Raw genomic sequence first — 17,984 nt, 5'->3', positions numbered from 1 at the left:
CTTTTCTCGTCAACCTTCAGAGGTCGAACTGACTGACGGTACGGTCCAAGCCCTTGTCGCCGGGACTATCGGGAGACGTAGAAACGATTTGTGCTGGCCCCCCAGATGAATCGAAGTGCGTCCGCTGAACACGGACGCTGGACGATCCGACGGATCGTTGTGCAGGAACGGTCCCGAACCCTGCATGGCATTCTTGAAGTTCGAAAGTCGAGTCTCCGGCGCCGAGTCGTAAACCCAGTCGGAGCCCCGCAGGGTAAAGCTGAGGCGCCAGCCCGGTGGTAGGACCACGCTGGTGGGCCACAGTTCGACATCAAGTTGGTAGATCTCGTAGGGAATGACCTCGGATGCCCGCTCATGCGAATGGACCGGCCGGTATGGCGTACTGAGACGCTCATCGATCTCCCGGTGTGACATTCGCAGCCACCCCTTCGTCACTGCGCTGAAGGGATCGATAGCACCTTGAAACACGTGCTCATTCCCAGCTGGGTCAAAGGCGCGCAGCACTGCGAAGATGTCCGCGTCCGTAGAGGTAGTGGATACGAAGAGCCGGCAGGCAACCGGTCCCGTGATCTCGGTGGTTTCCTCCATCGGTTCGGTGGTCCAGGAAATGCCCTGGCCGTTGGCGTCAAAGGAAACGACCGATTCAGTGGCGGCACCAGGATGCATTCGATCGATATCCAGTTGCAGATCGGTCCAGGTAGTCCCCGGAAGTGGCCATGCGTCTTCGTGTCGCACTTCCGTCGTTCCATCGACGTGCCGAACCTTCATTTGAATGCGGGGCTGTTCATCCCAGCGGTTGTCTTCGCCCTTGAGGAAGTGATCGAAGAACCGGCGCTGGAGGTCTACGCCATAGTCGGTGTAGAACTCCACCCAATGTTCACCGTCATGGATCTCAAGCCATTTCTGCGTCGACGATGCCCTACAGAAACCTTCGATGTTGCCGCGAAGGTGCAGTCCCTGCCCGCCCCAGTTGCCAGCGGACAACAGTGGCACATCAACCTGGGACAGATCAGCCTGGCGCTCACGGTACGCGTCGATGAATTCGTTGTCGCGGTGAAACTTTGGCAGGTCAGCCCGGTTCGCAGCGAGTTCGGATTCACCCAGCGTTTGATCGCCGCAGACCAGTTCACCGGTTGCAGCGCTCCGCGGTCCCGCCTCCCCTCTGCCGTGCTGGACCGACAGCACCTGCATCTCGTACCAGTTCAGCAGCATCATGCTCATAATGCCGCCATGGCGTGCACCCTCTCTGTAGAAGTCGGAGGCGCCCTCCCATACGCAGATCGCTGCGAGAGGCCCCGGCTTCAGTGCGGCCACCCGCCACTGGTTCATCCCGTAATACGAGATTCCGTTCAGGCCGACCTTGCCGTTGCTCCACGCCTGCCGGCCCGCCCATTCGATGCATTCCCGAAAGTCTTCGGTCTCTTGCGCGGAAAAGGGATCCAGAAAGCCTGGCGAGCGGCCGGCACCACGAGAGTCCACGCGAACGATGACGTAGCCATGGGGAACCCACTTCTCTGGGTCCGCCACCTCCCAGCACTGGTGGACGTTGGTCGACCCAGCCACCGTGTCCGGATGTTCCTCAGACATCTTGTTCCATGCCGTTGGGTAGCCGTCGGCGAACGCCAGACCTTTCCCGTAGGGCCCGTAGGTCATGAGCGCTGGATGTGCCAAGCCGTCATTCGGACGGAAGACGTCAGCTCGCAGAACGATGCCATCGTCCATCTCGATCGGCACGTCTCGTTCGATAAGCATCATCTTCGCCACTTCTTCATGCGTGTCCACTTCAGCCTCCAGTCTTGCGCCTGCCACTGAGAACTCGCCCACATCGACGGCTCCAGTTGGTGGGCACCGGTTGCGGACTGGACGAATTCAGCCGTCGACTCGATCTTGGTGTCGAGGTAGAGGGCGAACAAGAGGCGCGAACGAACCCACGAGTACCGCCATCGCGGCGGCAGCCAGGTTGTGAAGCACAGTCGCGATCATCGCCGCGGAGGCGCCGGCCCGGCGGCCGATGCCGTGGCGGTCGAGCCGTAGTAGGCCGCCGAGTTGACAACTTCGCGGCTGACTGCGACACAGCCGACCGTGAAGACGGCGAGAACAATCGTCGCCACTACCATCACGCCGACCGTGCCAGTTCCACCGCCGAAGGCGACACCGAGAGTGAGGTTTGATGCCACGGCAGTCAGCGGTGCGGTGACTGCGATCACCATGAACATCAGTCCGCTGATACCCAGCGAGTCGGTTGCCAGGTGAGTGGTAGGCGTTGAGCTCGTGAGTCTGCTCATCTTCCCTGACCTTCTGAACGGGTCCTTGAAGACATCCGCTTGATGTGGCGGACGCCGCATCAAGGTCAGACCAGGATGCCGAGGTGGAACGACCCGGCGGCATGTGCTCACTCACACTATGAGTCACGTGCAATGTGTCCTCGAACACTGGCGTCCCTCACGCCGCCCTCCGAGGCTGAATGCCCGAGGCATCGAGCACGTGCGCCGATGTCTCCCGCAACTGAGGAGGTCGGCGCATGCGCGAGCCCCAGTCCCGTCGGGTCGTCGTCGTCGGAGGATCGATCGGCGGTCTCACGACTGCGCTGCTGCTGCGCGACCTCGGCTGGGACGTCGACGTCTTCGAGCGATCGACCCGTGACGACGCCCGCGGCGGCGGCATCGTGCTGCAGCCGGACACGATCCGCTGGTTCACTGAACGCAGTACGCAGGCGCTGGAGAGCCTCACTACCTCGACAAATCACGTCCAGTACCTGGGCCTCGACAATCACGTAGCCCACCGCGAGTACGCGCAGTGGTCCTACAGCTCGTGGGCGACCCTCCACTCGGCGCTGCTCCGGGACTTCGGGGCCGAACGTTATAGGCGCGGACACCGCGCCGTGGCGGTCGCTCAGGACGCGTCGACCGCGACCGTCGAGTTCGACAATGGCAGTTTTGCAACCGGCGACCTCGTGGTATTCGCCGACGGGGTGAACTCGGTGGGCCGACAGTACGTCTCACCGAACACACCCATCCGGTACTCCGGCTACATCGGGTGGCGCGGTCTCGTGCCAGAGCGTCTGCTGAGCAGCGAAACGCGTGCGGTTCTTGAGGACTCCGTGACCTATGCGGTTATGCCGGACTCACACATCGTGATGTATCCCGTGCCCGGCCCGATCAAAGACGGCAGAACCGAAAAGCTTATGAACTTCGTCTGGTATCGCAACGTTCCGGCGGGACGCCAACTCGATCAGTTCGTCGGGGGCGCATCCGACGGGGTTCTGTCATTGCATCCAGACCAGGTTCCGCACATCGAGGTCGAACGGATGCAGACTGACGCAGCTCGCGACCTACCGCCCGCAGTGGCCGAGGTTGTTTTGCGCTGCGACGCTCCCTACGTCCAGGTCGTCAGTGACATTCGCGCTGCACAGATGGTCCGAGGCCGGGTCGCGATACTCGGTGACGCCGCATGCGCCGCTCGCCCGCACGCGGCGGCCGGCACCGCCAAGGCCGCTGCCGACGCGTGGAATCTGGCCACGGCAATCGAAAAGACGGCCCGCGACCTGGACCAAGCCCTTCACGTCTGGGAGCCGGTTCAACTCGCCCTGAGCGCTCAGCTCGAGTCGCGCGTCCAGGCCATGGGCGAGCGTGCACAGTTCACCAACTCTTGGCGCCCAGAGGATCCCGAACTCCGGTTCGGTCTCTACGGGCCCCGCATCTAACGGAGGAAGCATCATGAGTGAGAGGTCCCGGGCCAATCGAAACGCGCCCATCGCGAGCAGCCTTGATCTGCCTCTAGCAGGCGAACTGATCGGCAGCGACTTTGCCGGCTGGACTGATGAGCTGGTCGAAGAGTTCCGCGTTCACGCGCAGGACGGACATGTGGGTTCGCGTCTGCTCAGCGAAGACCCCCGTGTCCGGGTTTGGGAGATTCGGCTGGCGCCTGGTGAACGATGGCACGCTCATCGTCACGTGCTCGATTACTTCTGGACAGCTATCATGCCTGGCCGCAGCATTCAGCACACGCACGACGGAACGACTCGCGCAGTGGAGTATGAAGCAGGCGAAACGCGTCATTTCGGATTCGCGCGCGGCGAGTTTTTGCTCCATGACATTGAAAACGTGGGTGAAGCCGATCTCGTATTCACGACCGTCGAACATCTCGACAGCGTGAACTCACCCCTGCCGATCGAGCCCTGATCAGCACACCCTCCAGGACGGCTCCTGTCATACCCTTGAGTCGGGATCACGGGCGACAATCACATGCGAGTCGTCAGGTTGGAGGGCATCTCTTGAGCAAGCCAAGGCCTCACGAAGTGACGTCAACCGCTGTGTGGATCGCAGCGCTTGAGTTGCTGGCCCGTCAGGCCGGGGCAGGGAGTTCGTCCGAAGACTTGCACCAGAGACTGGTCGCGGTTGGGCGCCAGCTCACCGGCTTCGACTTCTGCGCAGTTCTTCTCCCCGACAAGTCGAGAACTCAGCTGCTCATCCGTGCTTGGGCGGGCTTGGATACCTTCTACGTCGAACAGATCAACTCCCGGAACCCGTTGACGCTCGGTAGTACCGCGAGAGAGTCGCCCTCCAGCAGGGCCTATACGTCCGGCGTTTCCGTTTGGGTATCTGACATCACGCAGCACGCTGACTTCACCCAGTGGTCCGGTCCAGCGAGAGCCCAGGGTTATAGGACGCTGCTGGCTGTGCCGCTGCGAGCGGGCGACCAGATTGTCGGAACCTTCAACTGTTACAACAGAGAGGTCATCGACCCGGATCCCCAGCTGCGCCACCTGGTCGAGGCCCTGACGGATTTTGCGAGCGCGGCTCTCGAAATCACGCGGCTCCGCCAGGCAGAGACCGGCCGAATGAACCAGCTCGAGGATCTCAACAAGGAACTACGCGACCGACAGGCGCGGGATGAGCGATCTCAGGAGTTGCATCGTCGCCTTACCGACGTGGCGCTCACCAACTCTGATCTCGCCCACCTTGCAAATGAGTCCGCGCAGATGGTGGGCGCTCGACTCCTGAAGATCGTCGACGACTCGGGTTTCGTGCTGGCACAGGCGGGCTCCGACTCGATCGAAGACCTGACGCCGGAGGACTCGAACTCGGCAGTGGTTCTCCTGCACGGGGAAGTAGCTGCACGAATCGAAGCTTTCGGCGCGACCCTCGACCCCGACATGGCAGCTCGCGCACTGGAGCACGCGGCGACCGTCTGCGCGCTCCTACTTCTGCGCGACCGGACCGCGGCCGAAGCCGAAGCCCGATTCAGAGACGATCTGATCGGGGATCTTTGTTCTGGCGACCCTGAGCGGCGCGCTGCGGCCAGGCAACGCGCACTACGAGCAAACCTGCTCGTCGATGAGGTTCAGGTAGTCGTAATGAAGGATCAAAGCGAAGGCAGTGCCGCGAAAGTCGACAACTCGCCGCTCGGACGCCGGATGCGATCCATTTCAAGCCGACGGCCCCGCCTTGTGTGCGGCCGGCTCGGCGACTATTGGGTCGCTCTCTGGCCGATCAACGAAGGCGCACAGGACATAGCTGCCACCCTGACGCACGGCGCGATCGGCTCTCAGGTACACGCAGTAGTGGCCCCGGCCGGCGGTTCAGAAGACCTGGCCAGGGCGTTCCGGTTGGCACGAGGCGCGCTTGAACTCGGTGGCTCCCAGGCTCCCCTGGTCCGCACCGTCGAGGACCTGGGGGTCGTGGGCTTGTTGCTCCAGCTGGAGGACCACAGGGCCGTCGCGAACTTCAGTGATCGCGTGCTGGGTGCACTGCGCCAGAGCGATCTCGAGCGCTCGACAGACCTGATCCTCACCCTGAGAACCTACTTGGCCAATGATTGCCGCGCCGATGTGTCCGCTCAAGAGCTCTTCGTTCACAAGAACACGATCTCCCAGCGGCTTCGGCGCATCGAGAAGCTGACGGGACTCTCTTTCGCGAGTCCTTCAGACGTTTTGCAGTTCAGTGCGGCCTTGGCAGCTGACGACATCCGGACAGCATCGGCTCCCTCGGCAACCGACTAGTCCGTCCCTCACCGCTGAGCGCTTTGCGCTCGCAGGTTTGTCGTGCGTAGCCCTTCGCTCGGCGCACGGAGGATGGAATTATGCTCGGCAGTCCGTTCTGTGGCGAGGAATGAGTGCGTTGTCGGTTCAAGCGGCGTGACGGCAGGACTGACGGGCGCCCTGCGGCACGGACGGGCGCGTGCTGTGTGGCGAAGTCATTGCCCCCGTGCGGTGCGCGGTTCATCGCCACGACCGCAGAGCGGTGTGTGCGGTGGCGCTCAGTGCGTGGGGGACAGGGCGCCGCGGAAGGTGCGCCGGTAGGCGAGCGGTGAGACGCCGATGACGGCATTCAGGTGTTCTCGGAGCGACGTGCCGCCGGCGAAGCCGACTTGGCCGGCGATCTCGTCCACCGGCAGGTCGGTGGTTTCCAGGAGGTGTCGTGCCCGGTCGACGCGCTGCTGGATCAGCCAGCGTCCCGGGCTCATGCCCACCTCTTCGGTGAAGCGGCGGGCGAAGGTGCGCAGGCTCATGTGGGCGTGCTCGGCGAGGTCGGTCAGGGTCATGGGCTGGTGGAGGTTCTCCAGGGCCCACTGGCGGGTGGTGGCCGTTCCGCTGGTCGTGGCCTCGGGCACCGGGTGCTGGATGTACTGTGCCTGCCCTCCGTCGCGCCATGGGGGGACGATGCACATGCGGGCCACCTGGTTGGCGACTTCACTGCCGTGGTCCTTGCGGATGATGTGCAGGCAGACGTCGAGCCCGGAGGCGGCACCGGCCGAGGTCAGCACGTCTCCGTCGTCGATGAACAGAACGTCCGGATCGAGTGCGACGTGTGGGAAGCGTGCGCGGAAGAGGTCCGCGACCATCCAGTGGGTGGTGGCCCTCCGACCGTCGAGGAGCCCGGCGGCGGCGAGGACGAAGGCGCCGGTGCAGATCGATACGAGGCGGGTGCCTGGAGCCACGGACGCGAGCGCCTGGGCCACGGGTTGCGTCAGTTCCGCCGTGACGTCGGTGGCGGTGAAGGGCGGGATGACGACGGTGTCGGCGGTGCGCAGCGCCTCCGGGCCGTGCTCGACGGTGATCGAGAAGTCGGAGTTGGTGCGTACCGGGCGGCCGTCGACGCTGCAGGTGAGGACCTCGTAGCGGCCGTCGGCCGCCACGAAGACCCGGCTGGGAATACCCAGTTCGAAGGGGTATACCCCGTCTACGGCCAGGACGACGACTCGGTGAAGGGGTGCCATGGCGTGATCCCGTCGAAAATTGGAATTCATGCCATGGTATCGGATGGTGACGGCAACACGCTGGACGCATCACGCGCCCACCTTGTGCGCCCCAGGTCAAGGCCTCCACGTCCTCACCGAGTCCGGAAAGGCCGGGTGCGCCGCGACAGTGTCCGCCGCGGCTGCTAGGGCGTGTATCGAAAGTGGATCTTGAGCGAGAGGTGATCTTGTCTTGTGGCACGTGGAGATCTGACAGATACCCAGTGGGCGGTGCTGGAGCCGCTGTTGCCGAAGGGCAAGAAGCCGGGCCGGCCGCCGATATGGACCCGACGGCAGCTGGTCGACGGCATACGGTGGCGAACCCGGACCGGGACGCCGTGGCGGGATGTCCCAGAGCGGTATGGACCTTGGGGCCGGGTGTACGACCTGTTCCGCCGCTGGCAGCGCAACGGCACCTGGCGCCGGATCTTTACTGAGCTGCAGGCCCAGGCCGACGCCAAGGACCTGATCACCTGGGACATCAACGTAGACTCCACCGTCTGCCGGGCCCACCAGCGTCCGCTACCAAGCAACGGTGCTGGTCGCGGCCATAAATGAGTGGCTGTAACCAACTCGAACGCCATCCATCGCCGCGCAGCGCCGACGAAAGGGAACGTCAATCGGGCGTCACGGACGTGCCGCCCCATTCCTCCGGGGCAACATCCGCGAGCGTCTCCGAGAACGTCCACTGGTGGCCTGCAAAGTCCTCGGCTGCGTACTGCCGTTCGCCATACTCGAAGTCGGTCGGTTCCATGATGATTCGCGCACCGTGCTCCCGAGCCTGCTCGCAGTGGGCGCGAACGTTCTCCACGCGCACCATCACCGAATGAGTGACCTCGCCGGGGCGCGGGGGACGACGATCATGGCGCACATCCCCGACGATCACGGCACCGTCGCCGAATCTGAGCTGTGCACGGTGGTCCTCTCCGATCCGCACCCGCTCGACAAATCCGAAGGCTGCGCCAAGCCAGGCGACCGCTGCGCGCACGTCGGGATAGATCAGGACAGGGATAACCGTCGACGCTGGGATGGAGCGATTCGGCTTCATGTCTGACTCCAGACCGTTTGGACCGTGCCGCAGTGCACGCCACTGAAGGACATGGTCACCAATGCACGCCAGAGTTGCTCTTCAAAGGGTGTCGAGCAGAGAGCAGTCGAAGAGGTACACGGTAGCCGAATGGCTGTGAGCAGCACATTCGATACACGCCCCAGCTGTTGCGGGTCAGGACGTTGGTGACGGCGCATAGTGGTGGGCAAGGTTGGTGGCGAGGTCGCGGAGGTGAGCCCTGGCTTCGGTGGGGCCGTGCACAGTGATGGCGCTCCCGAACGGCAGTAGTGCTCGCACGTCCTCCAGATGCAGGAAGCGGATCGTTACCTTGCGGCCAGTGGCGGATTCTTCATGGTCGTCCGGGACGAGTCGTTGGCCAAAGATCCGTTGCGCTCGCTCGATCTGGGTCTGGTCGATGGTGGCGCTGACCTCTATCGCGTGGTTGTGTTCCCACTGATCAATGAGCGCTGCAGCGACGGTGGCCAGGGTCTGGTTCTCGCGGATCCGTCGTGGCTGGTCGACTTCTTTCCACGTCGTGATCCGTTCGAGTCGGTACATCCGTGGCACTTGGGCACAGTCGGCGACGAGGTACCAGATGCCGGCCTTGGCGAACAGCCCGTAGGGATCAACGACCAGGCATGACTCGCGTGGGCTGTCGTACTCGATCCGTAGTCGGCGACCTCGCCGCACTGAGCCGATCAGCGAAGCCGGAGTCGTGCCGGAAGCTCGTGTCTGGAGCCAGGGGCGGCTGTCCACGTGCACTACGTCGGTGAGCGGCAGGAGCTCATGAACTCGACGTGGCTGTGTAGCGACGATCTTGGAGAGCGCGCGCCGGCTTTCGACCGATGCGTTGAGCTCCGCACGTTGCTTCTCATCCAGCCCGGTGAGCGACAGATGATCACGCTCGCCCGGTGTGAGTCGCGTGAGGTCGAGGCCGGACCCGGGCAGCATGGTCACGCCTCCGAGGCGGCCCCGGTGTGCGGTCACCGGCAGACCGGCGTCGCGGAGCCAGTTCAGGTCCCGGGTGATGGTTCGAAGGGACACCCCGAGCGCTGAGGCAAGTTCCTGTGTGGTCACGGCATCCCTCGATTTGAGGAGCAGCATCAGGGTGAAGAAGCGATCTGGGGTCACACACCAATTTTTTCAGGAATTGCGACACGATGCGGCGCATATCCCGGTCAGGCTGGTGGATGCGTACCTACGACCTGTGAGAAGGAACAACCATGACCACATCCGTCGTGTCCATCGTCTACGTGAACGACGCTCCCGCCGCAGCTCGTTTCTACGGCGACCTCCTCGGCATGAGCCCCTCGTTCGAGACTTCGGGATATATCACCTTCGACCTCGGGCCAGGCGCTGACCTCGCTCTGTGGTCTGGCCAGTTCGAGGATCTGTCACCGGACGTCCCGCGCACCAGTGAGGTTTGCCTGGCCATCGACGGTGGACCCGACGAGCTCAACGCGACCTTTAAGCAGTGGAATTCCAAGGGGGTCACGATCCTGCGCGAGCCTCATGATGCGGGGTTCGGGCTGACCTTCCTCGCAGCCGATCCTGACGGGAACCGTATCCGCGTCGCACCGCAGGACTGAAAGGCCGCAATGCGGCAGGCGCGCACGATAGGTGTCGCGCCTGCCGTCGTCTGACTTCGAGAGGACGACGAGTGCCCCACGCGATGCGCCCCTGAGCGTCGAGGGCCGTAGGCGGCTCGTGAAGCGGTGCCAGACACGTCCCATCGCCCACGTCGCCGCTGAGATGGGCATCTCTCGCGCATGCGCCAGCAAGTGGGTAAATCGCTGGCGGCTACACGGTGATGCGGGATTGCAAGACCGGCCGTCGAGTCCGCACCGGAGTCCGAACGCGACTCCAGCATGGGTCATCGAGCAGATCGAGTCCTGGCGCCGCGAGCACAAGTGGTCCGCGCAACGGATCACCGACGAACTTGTGAGTATCGGGTTTGTGATCAACCGGCGAACTGTCAGCCGACACCTGACCCGGCTCGGCCTCGGCGAACGCCGCTTCATCGACCCAGGCGGTGAGAACAACCGGAAGCCGGGGAAGATCATCGCCCGCTGGCCCGGACACATGGTGCACCTGGATGTGAAGAAGGTCGGCCGGATCCCTGATGGCGGCGGGTGGCGGATCCACGGCCGGGACAGCGATCAGGCCAAGGTCGCTAGTCGGGCGAAGTCGGCCGGGGCGAAGCGTGGCTACGTCTACCTGCACTCCGTCGTCGATGGTTTCTCACGGCTCGCCTACACAGAACCGCTGGGCGATGAGAAGGGCGCGACGGCTGCTGCTTTCCTCGCCCGGGCGAAGGTCTGGTTCGCCGCCCACGGCATCAACCACATCCACCGGGTCGTCACCGACAATGGCGCTTGCTACCGCTCCGGCGACTTCGCCCGCATCATCGGGCAAGGCACCCGGCGTCAGAGAACCAAACCATACACACCTCGGCACAACGGGAAGGTGGAGCGCTACCAGCGCATCATTGCCGAGGAAGTCCTCTACGCCCGCGAGTTCACCAGCGAGGACGCCCGGTCAGCCGCGATCACAGTGTGGAACATCCACTACAACTACCACCGGCCGCATAGTGCTGCCGCCGGAAAGCCGCCAGCAGCACGCCTCCGCGAGAGCGTCACCAACGTCGAGCCCTCATACACCTAGAAGGCCGTCGCCGTCCACGTCCTCAGGGAGGCGTGTTCGAGCGGGGCGACACATCCGTCGTCGATCGTTCCGTGCGGCCGGACTGCATTCGGCACAACCCGCTGCTGGCCCCCGACGGCGCCGAGTGCCGTCAAGAACTTCGGTGGACGACCTCAAGAGGGTCATCGCCGAGTGTGGCCAGGGGGGCCTGAATCTCTGCTCCCTCCAGCGCGGCGAGCCTGGGCGCGGCCGACGCATGAATTGACACACGTACGTCGTGGCATGATCCCGTTGAAAGTTGGCATTCATGCCATCGCGCCAGGAGTGCCAGGCAGCGATGCTGGACGCATGACGAATCCTAATGCTGCCACGATGCGTGCCATCCGCCAGGACACCTACGGTTCCCCCGAGGTGCTCAAGGAAGTCGAACTTCCCAGGCCCGAGCCGGGGTTGAGTGAGATCCTGATCGCCGTGCGCGCGGCCGGTGTCAATCCGACCGACTGGTGGAACCGCGCCCAGCCCATGACCACCACCGGCCTGCCCCTCATCCTCGGCTGGGACGTTTCCGGAGTCGTCGAGGCGGTTGGCACCGGCGTCACCCTGTTCAAGCCGGGTGACGAGGTCTTCGGCATGCTGCCCTACCCCCACGGGGTCGGCTCCCACGCCGAGTACGTGACCGGCCCGGCCCGCGCCTTCGTCCACAAGCCCGCCGGTATCGACCACATCCAGGCCGGTGCCCTCCCGCTCGCGGCCCTGACCGCCTACCAGGCACTCGTCGACACCGCCGATGTCCAGCCCGGGCAGCGCGTCTTCATCCACGCGGCCGCCGGCGGCGTCGGCCATCTCGCCGTCCAGATCGCCAAGTCCCGCGGCGCGTACGTCATCGGCACCGCCAGTGCCGCCAAGCACGACTTCCTGCGGTCCCTGGGAGTGGACGAGGCCATCGACTACCACACCGTCGACTTCACCGAGGCCGTCAAGGACATCGACGTGGTCCTCGACCCGATCTCGCTGGACACCGCCGCCCGCGCCCGCTCCCTGGCCGTGCTGCGCCCGGGCGGCACCCTCGTCTCGATCCTTCCGGTACCCGTCGACCCCGCCGAGCTGGCCGACATCGCCGAGCGGGGCATCCGCTACGAGGCCCTCCTCGTCGAGGCCGACCGCGCCGGCATGCAGGCCATCGCCGACCTGGTCGAAACCGGCGCCCTGCGCGCGCACATCGAGGCCACCTTTCCGCTCGCCGAGGCCGCCAAGGCCCACACCCTGGGCGAGACCGGCCGCACCACCGGCAAGATCGTGCTGACCGTGGAAGGGAAGATCACCCTCTAAACCGTTCCTACAGGCTGAGCGGGAGTGAGTGCTGTTGCCAGACTTCTTGCTCAGCCGGGTGTCCCGAACGGTGTTGGGCACCCTGGTCGCCCGCTTTCGCTCCACTACCGGGCGGCGCGCATCTGGTGCGCGGTCCGGGCGGGTGGGGGCGGGTTTCCTTACCACCGGCGCGCCGTGGACAAGCTCGCCCAGCTCCACGGCAAGGTACGCCGCCAGCGCCTCGACCACGCGCATAAGACCGTGCTCAGCCTGGTCCCGCCCGGCGCTTTCAGCCTTTGCGTTCAGGATCGCGAGGAACACCCCACAACCGGCAAAGCCACCCCGTTCACGGGGTGGAGGAGGAGTCACCAAGCTCAGGACTCGAGGAACCCAAGCACCCTTGTGACGAAATCCTCGTGGTGCTGGAAGACCCCCCCATGGCCGGAATCAGGGTAAAGGGGGACAAGTTCGCTCTTGGGTAGACGGGCAGCCAGGTCGATTGTGTTCCGGCTGGGCACCATCCGGTCGTTCTCACCGTTTGCCACGAGGACTGGTTGGCGAATTGCCGACAGGTCTGACGGTTCCTGGCGGCCCCATCGCTTGACGGCCTTCAGCTGGGCGCGGAGCGACGGCAGTGAGATGTTCTTGTCTCGGTTGTCCGTGCGCTCCTTCAGCCGTCGGAGGAGGGCGCGTCCTGCCCGTCGGCCGCTTGCGGTGTCGGTGAAGAAGAGGGAGAGCAGCGGGTCCTTGCGGGTCAAGGCGCCCTTGATCGTGGCCTGGACGGCCAGCGCTGGGACCTTGTCGATGCCGGGCCCTCCGGCGGGGCCGGTGCCCGCGAGGATGACCTTGCGGACGAGGCGCGGTTCTTCTTCCGCGATGACCTGTGCGATGAAGCCGCCCATCGACAGACCGAACAGATCGACCTGGTCGAAGCCTAGGGCGCGGATGAACCGCACCGCGGCGTGGGCCATCCCTTCGATCGTGTCCGGCGTGGAGCCGCCCGACCCGCCCACCCCGCGGTTGCCGAAGGTGATCACCCGATGTCGTGCGGCGAGTCCGTCGACGACGCGCGGATCCCAGTTGTCGAGGTTACCGGCCATGTGGATCAGGAGGATCAGCGGCACACCGTCCTCGGGGCCGAGCTGCCGATAGACGAAGTCCAGTCCGTCAACGGACACGGAGCGGGTGGGTGCGTCCTTGTACGACGATCGTGAGGGGGGCGGGGAATTTCGCGGTGCGCTCATGTCCAGGTCTTTCATGTAGGGGGTGTCGAGGCGTTCTCGTTGCCGGAGGACCAGAAGGAGACGGGGTCCTCGGGCGCGCTGGGTGCAGTGCCCGACGCTCGCCTCGGTGGCAGAACTCTTCGGAGCGGCCATACCTCGCGTCATAGATGCCGGTCAGGCTGGCACCAGGCTCCCGCCGATTAGATTACGGTCATCATTCTATGCGGCCGGCCGGCGGGCTGCAAGAGGGGCCGTTCTCTCTTGTGTCGCGACATCGAGGGCCTGCCCACGGGGGAGGGGGCGGACTTCCGGCAGAGCCGATTCGCCGCCGCGGCCTTCGTTGTCATCGCGTGCGGCGCGTCTCTTGCGGAACGCATAAAAGTATGGTCCTAATTCAATAGTCGACGTGATGCTGAAGGACTTGGACTTGACCGACCAGGGTTCCGACTCCTACGGGCCTTCCGCCGGCGACCGAACTGACTGCAGCCGCAGTCCAGAAACCCCTGCGGAAGTGCGCGGCCGTGAACGACGCACAAGGAGTACGAGGTGACGCGGTGACCTCGTACAAGAAGGCACCCACTCGCACCCTCACCGCCTGGGAGTGACCTTCGCCTACCGCGACCTCGGTCCGAAGACCGGCGTCCCGGTGGTCTTCATCACCCACCTTGCCGCGGTCCTCGACAAATGGGACCCCCGGGTCGTCGACGGCATCGCCGCCAGGCATCGCGTCATCACCTTCGACAACAGGGGTGTCGGCGCTTCCAGCGGCTCGACACCGAAGACGATCGAGGAGATGGCGAAGGATGCCGTCACCTTCATCCGGGGACTCGGGCTCGAGCAGGTCGACATGCACGGCTTCTCGATGGGCGGCCTGATCGCCCAGGTGATCACGCAGAACGAACCGCAGCTCGTCCGCAAGCTGATCCTCACGGGCACCGGCCCCGCGGGCGGCGAGGGCATCGAGAACGTGAGCCGACTGTCCCATCTCGACACCGTCCGGGCCCTGTTCACCCTCCAGGACCCGAAGCAGTTCCTCTTCTTCACCCGCACCGCGGGCGGGCGCCGAGCTGGAAAGCAGTTCCTGGCCCGTCTCAAGGAGCGCACCCACGACCGGGACAAGGTGATCTCTCTCACGTCGTACTTCGCCCAGCTCAAGGCCATCCACCGCTGGGGGTTCACGCAGTCCCAGGACCTCTCCGTCATCCATCAGCCCGTGCTCGTCGCCAACGGCGAGAGTGACAGGATGGTGCCGACGAAGAACTCATACGACCTGGCGCGGCGACTGCCCCACGCCGACCTGGTCGTCTACCCCGACGCCGGCCACGGAGGCATCTTCCAGTTCCACGAGCAGTTCGTGACGAAAGCCCTCGACTTCCTGGAGGGTAGTGGGCGTGAGGGGCGGGCGGCGGATTGCGCGCTGGGGACGTTGGAGACTTCTCCGGTCCAGGTGGTCGACGCCCGTCGGCCGGTCGGGGTCGAGGTCTGAGAGGTCACTTCACGAGGCCGCGGGTGGCCATGCCCGGACGCGTGGAACGGTTATCGCATCCGGGCTCGGCTCGATGCGCGCGCATCGCCCGGCGGAGGTCAGCCACCACACTGTTGCGGCTCGGTCGTTCCTCTCAGTGCATGAACGTGCGGGCGTTCGCGATTCCCTGCTCGAGGACCTCGTCGGCGAACTTGCGGTCGGCGAGGGCGCGGGACAGTTGCAGCGTCCCCACCATCATGGTGAAGAGTCCGATGGCCCTCCCGCGAGCGGACTGCGGATCCGCAGGCGCCAGACGGGCGGCGATCTCTTCCACGACGGCCGTCGTGCCCTCGGTGTACGCCTGCTTGGTGACGTCCGCGCAGCGGCCGATCTCGTCGAGCAGCGCGGCGGAGGGGCATCCGGTGCCGGGCTGGTCACGGTGCTCGGGCGACAGGTAGCCGCGCACGAAGTCCTCGAGCCCCTGCCGGCCGGGCCGCAGCGTGTCGTACTTCTCCGCCTGCGTGCGCAGTTCCTGGGCGACGACGTTTGCGACGAGGTCGTCCTTGGAGGCGAAATGGGCGTAGAACGCGCCGTTGGTGAGCCCTGCGTCCGCCATCAGTGTCGAGATGCCCGAGCCGTCAATCCCGTCCTGCTTGAATCGGTGGCCGGCCTTCTCGATGATCCGTTGCCGCGTCACCTGCTTGTGCTCCTTGGCGTAGCGCGCCACAACTTCCTCCCGTCGGAATTTGAGCAGTGTAAGACCGCTGCCTTGCAACCTCAGCTTAGCCTATGGCCTGACGCGCGTAATATTATGACGGGTCGAGTAACCGATCGTCGCGCCGATGTCTGAGTATCTAAAAGTAAACTCAAACTCGGTTAGAATCGCTGCCATGGATGCGTGGACCGAAGTTCTCCCAGACACCGGCATGGACCCCCGACTCGACCGGGACACGTCCAACTGCTCGATCGCGCGGACTCTTGAGATCGTGGGCGAGAAGTGGACGATCCTGATTCTGCGCGAGGTTTGGTACGGCTCGTCCCGCTTCGGCGACTTCGAACGCGTCCTCGGCTGTCCTCGCAACCTTCTCGCGGCGCGGCTTCGGATGCTGGTGGAGGAAGGAATCCTGGCGACCGAGACGTACAAGGAGCCTGGTTCGCGGAGTCGGCCGAAGTATGTGATCACCTCTAAGGGCATGGATCTCGTACCGGCCGTGATGGGGTTGCTGCAGTGGGGTGACCGATACCGCGCTGACCCGGAGGGGCCGGCGGTACTGGCGCGACACCGCGAGTGCGGCGCGCGCGTCGACGTCCAGATTCGCTGCGAACTGGGCCACCCGGTGCAAGCGAAGGACATTGAGAGCGTCCCCGGCCCAGCCTTTCGTATGAGATCGCCCAAGTGAGCTGAGGACTCCTCCGTCAGCTTTCCGTGATCCGGCCGCTCTGTCGTGTACGCGCCTGATGCAGGCGGACCTTGGTGCGGTTTCCGCAGCGGGACATGGAGCACCAGCGGCGGTTGCGGGCCGGGGAGCGGTCCAGGAAGCGCAGTGCGCAGCGGTCCGCCCCGCAGACGCGTACGCGCCGGATCTCGGCGGACAGAAGCAAGTCGACGGCGTCCTGGGCGATGAGCGCCAGCGCGAGTGTGGGGTCGGCGGCGAGGGTCGTGGTGCCGGCGGGTTCCAGGCGGTCGTCGGCGATGACGAGTTGCAGGGCGGGTCTGGGGGCCGCCGCTGCCGACTGGTTGAGCAGCGTCACGTCGCCGGATGTGGGCAGTCGGCCGTCGGCGACCGCCAGTACGGCCCGGTCGACGCTCTCGCGCAGCCGTCGGGCGGACATGAGAACGGCTGCCGTGGCGGGCTCGGTGGTCCCTGGTGCGAGCAGACGGGCCTCCCGGAGCCAGCCCATCAGGTCGTCCGGTCCCCGGAGTGACTCCTCCGGATTGGTTCTCCACCGGCTGCGGAGGGTGTTGGCGAAGTCCAGGCAGACCCGTCCGCCATCCCAGATCCACATGTCGTCCGTTGCCACGCCTCCATTCTGCACGCTAGCTTAACCGCCTAAGACGGTTAGCTCGTGCTGGCCGGTGTCAGGAAGGCGCACCCATGGGACAGCCGACAGCGACGACCGGAGTGACGCAGGTGGACGGGGTCCGCCTGCACTACGTCCGAGCCGGGTCCGGACCGCTGCTCGTCCTGCTCCACGGCTGGCCGCAGACCTCCGACTGCTGGCGGCCGGTACTGGCGGATCTCGCCGCGGACCACACGGTTGTGGCCCCGGACCTGCGCGGATACGGGCTGAGTGACAAGCCCACCACTGGTTACGACAAGCGGCGTATGGCCGCCGACATCGCAGGCCTCGTCGAGGCGCTCGGCTTCGAGCGGGCCATGGTCGTTGGCCACGACCGCGGCGCTCGCGTGGGGCACCGCTGGGCGCTGGACCGACCGGACCAGGTGGAGCGGCTGGCCGTGCTCGACATCATTCCCACCCGGGAGATGTTCCGCCGCCTGGACGCCTCGCTCGCCTCCGGGTACTGGCACTGGCTGTTCCACATGCAGCCCGATCTGCCCGAGCGCTTGGTGGGGCACGACATCCGTGGGTATCTCGAGTACTTCTTCGAGCGGTGGACGTACAACCGCCACGGACTGACCCCCGAAGCGGTCGACGGCTATGTCCGTGCGTTCTCCCGCCCGGGCGCCCTGCGGGCGAGCCTCGACGACTACCGCGCGATGGAGGAGGACACCGCGCTCGACGACATCGACGCCGCCGAAGGCCGCCGCCTCACCATGCCGCTGCTGGCGCTGTGGGGCTCCGCGGGGCTGCCTTCCCGCCTGCCGACACTGGAGATCTGGCAGGCCTACGCGGACGACGTCACCGGTGCCGAGATCCCGGAGTGCGGCCACTTCATCCCGGAGGAGCAGCCGGAGGCTCTGTTGGCGCATCTGAGGTCTTTCCTCGTCGGCAAGACGAGCTGGTGAGCCCCGAGATGAGGGAAGCGGTCCCCCTCAGCCGGTCGAGCGCCGGTCCGAGGGGCGCGCTGTCCGAGGGGTCCTCGACCTCGGTGTGATGA

At 65.2% G+C, this 17,984-nt stretch carries 18 protein-coding genes; 10 read left to right on the top strand and 8 right to left on the bottom strand.

The annotated features are described in order from the left end of the window. Window positions 1–9: 9 nt before the first annotated feature. Entirely contained in the window at window positions 10–1,782 is a 1,773-nt protein-coding gene (locus tag ACFYO2_RS40380; protein ID WP_388359883.1) for a CocE/NonD family hydrolase, read from the bottom strand. 197 nt (window positions 1,783–1,979) lie between these two features. Continuing rightward, complete coding sequence (locus tag ACFYO2_RS40375; protein WP_388359880.1) at window positions 1,980–2,285, bottom strand: hypothetical protein; 306 nt, start codon at window positions 2,283–2,285, stop codon at window positions 1,980–1,982. Between the two features lie 236 nt (window positions 2,286–2,521). Between ACFYO2_RS40375 and ACFYO2_RS40370 the strand changes: the two genes are divergently transcribed. The 3 genes from ACFYO2_RS40370 to ACFYO2_RS40360 all read left to right on the top strand — a co-directional run bounded on the left by ACFYO2_RS40370 (window position 2,522) and on the right by ACFYO2_RS40360 (window position 6,001). Continuing rightward, window positions 2,522–3,703, top strand: a complete 1,182-nt coding sequence (locus ACFYO2_RS40370; RefSeq protein WP_388359877.1) for an FAD-dependent monooxygenase — start codon at window positions 2,522–2,524, stop codon at window positions 3,701–3,703. Window positions 3,704–3,716: 13 nt separating this feature from the next. Next, window positions 3,717–4,181 (top strand): hypothetical protein, encoded by a 465-nt coding sequence (locus ACFYO2_RS40365; RefSeq protein ID WP_388359874.1) that lies wholly within the window; start codon window positions 3,717–3,719, stop codon window positions 4,179–4,181. Between the two features lie 131 nt (window positions 4,182–4,312). Further along, on the top strand, window positions 4,313–6,001 hold the full coding sequence (locus ACFYO2_RS40360) for a helix-turn-helix domain-containing protein (protein ID WP_388359872.1): 1,689 nt from the start codon (window positions 4,313–4,315) through the stop codon (window positions 5,999–6,001). A 257-nt stretch (window positions 6,002–6,258) separates the two neighbouring features. Here the strand turns inward: ACFYO2_RS40360 and ACFYO2_RS40355 are convergent, their stop codons facing one another. Next, window positions 6,259–7,218, bottom strand: coding sequence for a GlxA family transcriptional regulator (locus ACFYO2_RS40355; protein ID WP_388359870.1), 960 nt, complete (start codon window positions 7,216–7,218; stop codon window positions 6,259–6,261). 213 nt (window positions 7,219–7,431) lie between these two features. On the opposite strand from ACFYO2_RS40355, the gene ACFYO2_RS40350 reads away from it, so the two are divergent. Then, complete coding sequence (locus tag ACFYO2_RS40350) at window positions 7,432–7,794, top strand: IS5 family transposase (RefSeq protein WP_388359867.1); 363 nt, start codon at window positions 7,432–7,434, stop codon at window positions 7,792–7,794. A gap of 58 nt (window positions 7,795–7,852) precedes the next feature. Here ACFYO2_RS40350 and ACFYO2_RS40345 read toward each other — a convergent pair whose 3' ends face one another. Together ACFYO2_RS40345 and ACFYO2_RS40340 are read right to left on the bottom strand one after the other, a co-directional pair. Then, entirely contained in the window at window positions 7,853–8,284 is a 432-nt protein-coding gene (locus ACFYO2_RS40345; protein ID WP_388359865.1) for a VOC family protein, read from the bottom strand. 174 nt (window positions 8,285–8,458) lie between these two features. After that, a complete protein-coding gene (locus ACFYO2_RS40340) occupies window positions 8,459–9,415 on the bottom strand; it encodes a helix-turn-helix transcriptional regulator (protein ID WP_388359862.1) in 957 nt (318 codons plus the stop codon). A 92-nt stretch (window positions 9,416–9,507) separates the two neighbouring features. On the opposite strand from ACFYO2_RS40340, the gene ACFYO2_RS40335 reads away from it, so the two are divergent. The 3 genes from ACFYO2_RS40335 (at window position 9,508) to ACFYO2_RS40325 (ending at window position 12,256) form a co-directional block, all read left to right on the top strand. Then, window positions 9,508–9,873, top strand: coding sequence for a VOC family protein (locus ACFYO2_RS40335; protein ID WP_329538112.1), 366 nt, complete (start codon window positions 9,508–9,510; stop codon window positions 9,871–9,873). 40 nt (window positions 9,874–9,913) lie between these two features. Further along, complete coding sequence (locus ACFYO2_RS40330) at window positions 9,914–10,948, top strand: IS481 family transposase (RefSeq protein WP_388359947.1); 1,035 nt, start codon at window positions 9,914–9,916, stop codon at window positions 10,946–10,948. A 351-nt stretch (window positions 10,949–11,299) separates the two neighbouring features. Continuing rightward, window positions 11,300–12,256, top strand: a complete 957-nt coding sequence (locus tag ACFYO2_RS40325) for an NADP-dependent oxidoreductase (protein WP_388359860.1) — start codon at window positions 11,300–11,302, stop codon at window positions 12,254–12,256. A gap of 353 nt (window positions 12,257–12,609) precedes the next feature. On the opposite strand, the gene ACFYO2_RS40320 is transcribed toward ACFYO2_RS40325, so the two are convergent. Then, the gene (locus ACFYO2_RS40320; RefSeq protein ID WP_388359857.1) at window positions 12,610–13,359 is read right to left on the bottom strand and encodes an alpha/beta fold hydrolase; all 750 of its coding nucleotides are present in this window, start codon (window positions 13,357–13,359) and stop codon (window positions 12,610–12,612) included. 700 nt (window positions 13,360–14,059) lie between these two features. On the opposite strand from ACFYO2_RS40320, the gene ACFYO2_RS40315 reads away from it, so the two are divergent. Then, window positions 14,060–14,944, top strand: coding sequence for an alpha/beta fold hydrolase (locus tag ACFYO2_RS40315; RefSeq protein WP_388359854.1), 885 nt, complete (start codon window positions 14,060–14,062; stop codon window positions 14,942–14,944). 133 nt (window positions 14,945–15,077) lie between these two features. Here the strand turns inward: ACFYO2_RS40315 and ACFYO2_RS40310 are convergent, their stop codons facing one another. Continuing rightward, entirely contained in the window at window positions 15,078–15,650 is a 573-nt protein-coding gene (locus tag ACFYO2_RS40310) for a TetR/AcrR family transcriptional regulator (RefSeq protein ID WP_388359851.1), read from the bottom strand. 199 nt (window positions 15,651–15,849) lie between these two features. On the opposite strand from ACFYO2_RS40310, the gene ACFYO2_RS40305 reads away from it, so the two are divergent. Next, window positions 15,850–16,323 (top strand): winged helix-turn-helix transcriptional regulator, encoded by a 474-nt coding sequence (locus ACFYO2_RS40305; RefSeq protein WP_388359945.1) that lies wholly within the window; start codon window positions 15,850–15,852, stop codon window positions 16,321–16,323. 16 nt (window positions 16,324–16,339) lie between these two features. Here the strand turns inward: ACFYO2_RS40305 and ACFYO2_RS40300 are convergent, their stop codons facing one another. Continuing rightward, a complete protein-coding gene (locus tag ACFYO2_RS40300) occupies window positions 16,340–16,945 on the bottom strand; it encodes a CGNR zinc finger domain-containing protein (protein ID WP_388359849.1) in 606 nt (201 codons plus the stop codon). Window positions 16,946–17,019: 74 nt separating this feature from the next. On the opposite strand from ACFYO2_RS40300, the gene ACFYO2_RS40295 reads away from it, so the two are divergent. Next, complete coding sequence (locus ACFYO2_RS40295; protein ID WP_388359847.1) at window positions 17,020–17,892, top strand: alpha/beta fold hydrolase; 873 nt, start codon at window positions 17,020–17,022, stop codon at window positions 17,890–17,892. Window positions 17,893–17,984 lie beyond the last annotated feature (92 nt).

This window comes from Streptomyces sp. NPDC006602 (assembly GCF_042870385.1).
Classification (GTDB): domain Bacteria; phylum Actinomycetota; class Actinomycetes; order Streptomycetales; family Streptomycetaceae; genus Streptomyces.
This window is presented reverse-complemented; position numbering and strand designations above follow the sequence as displayed.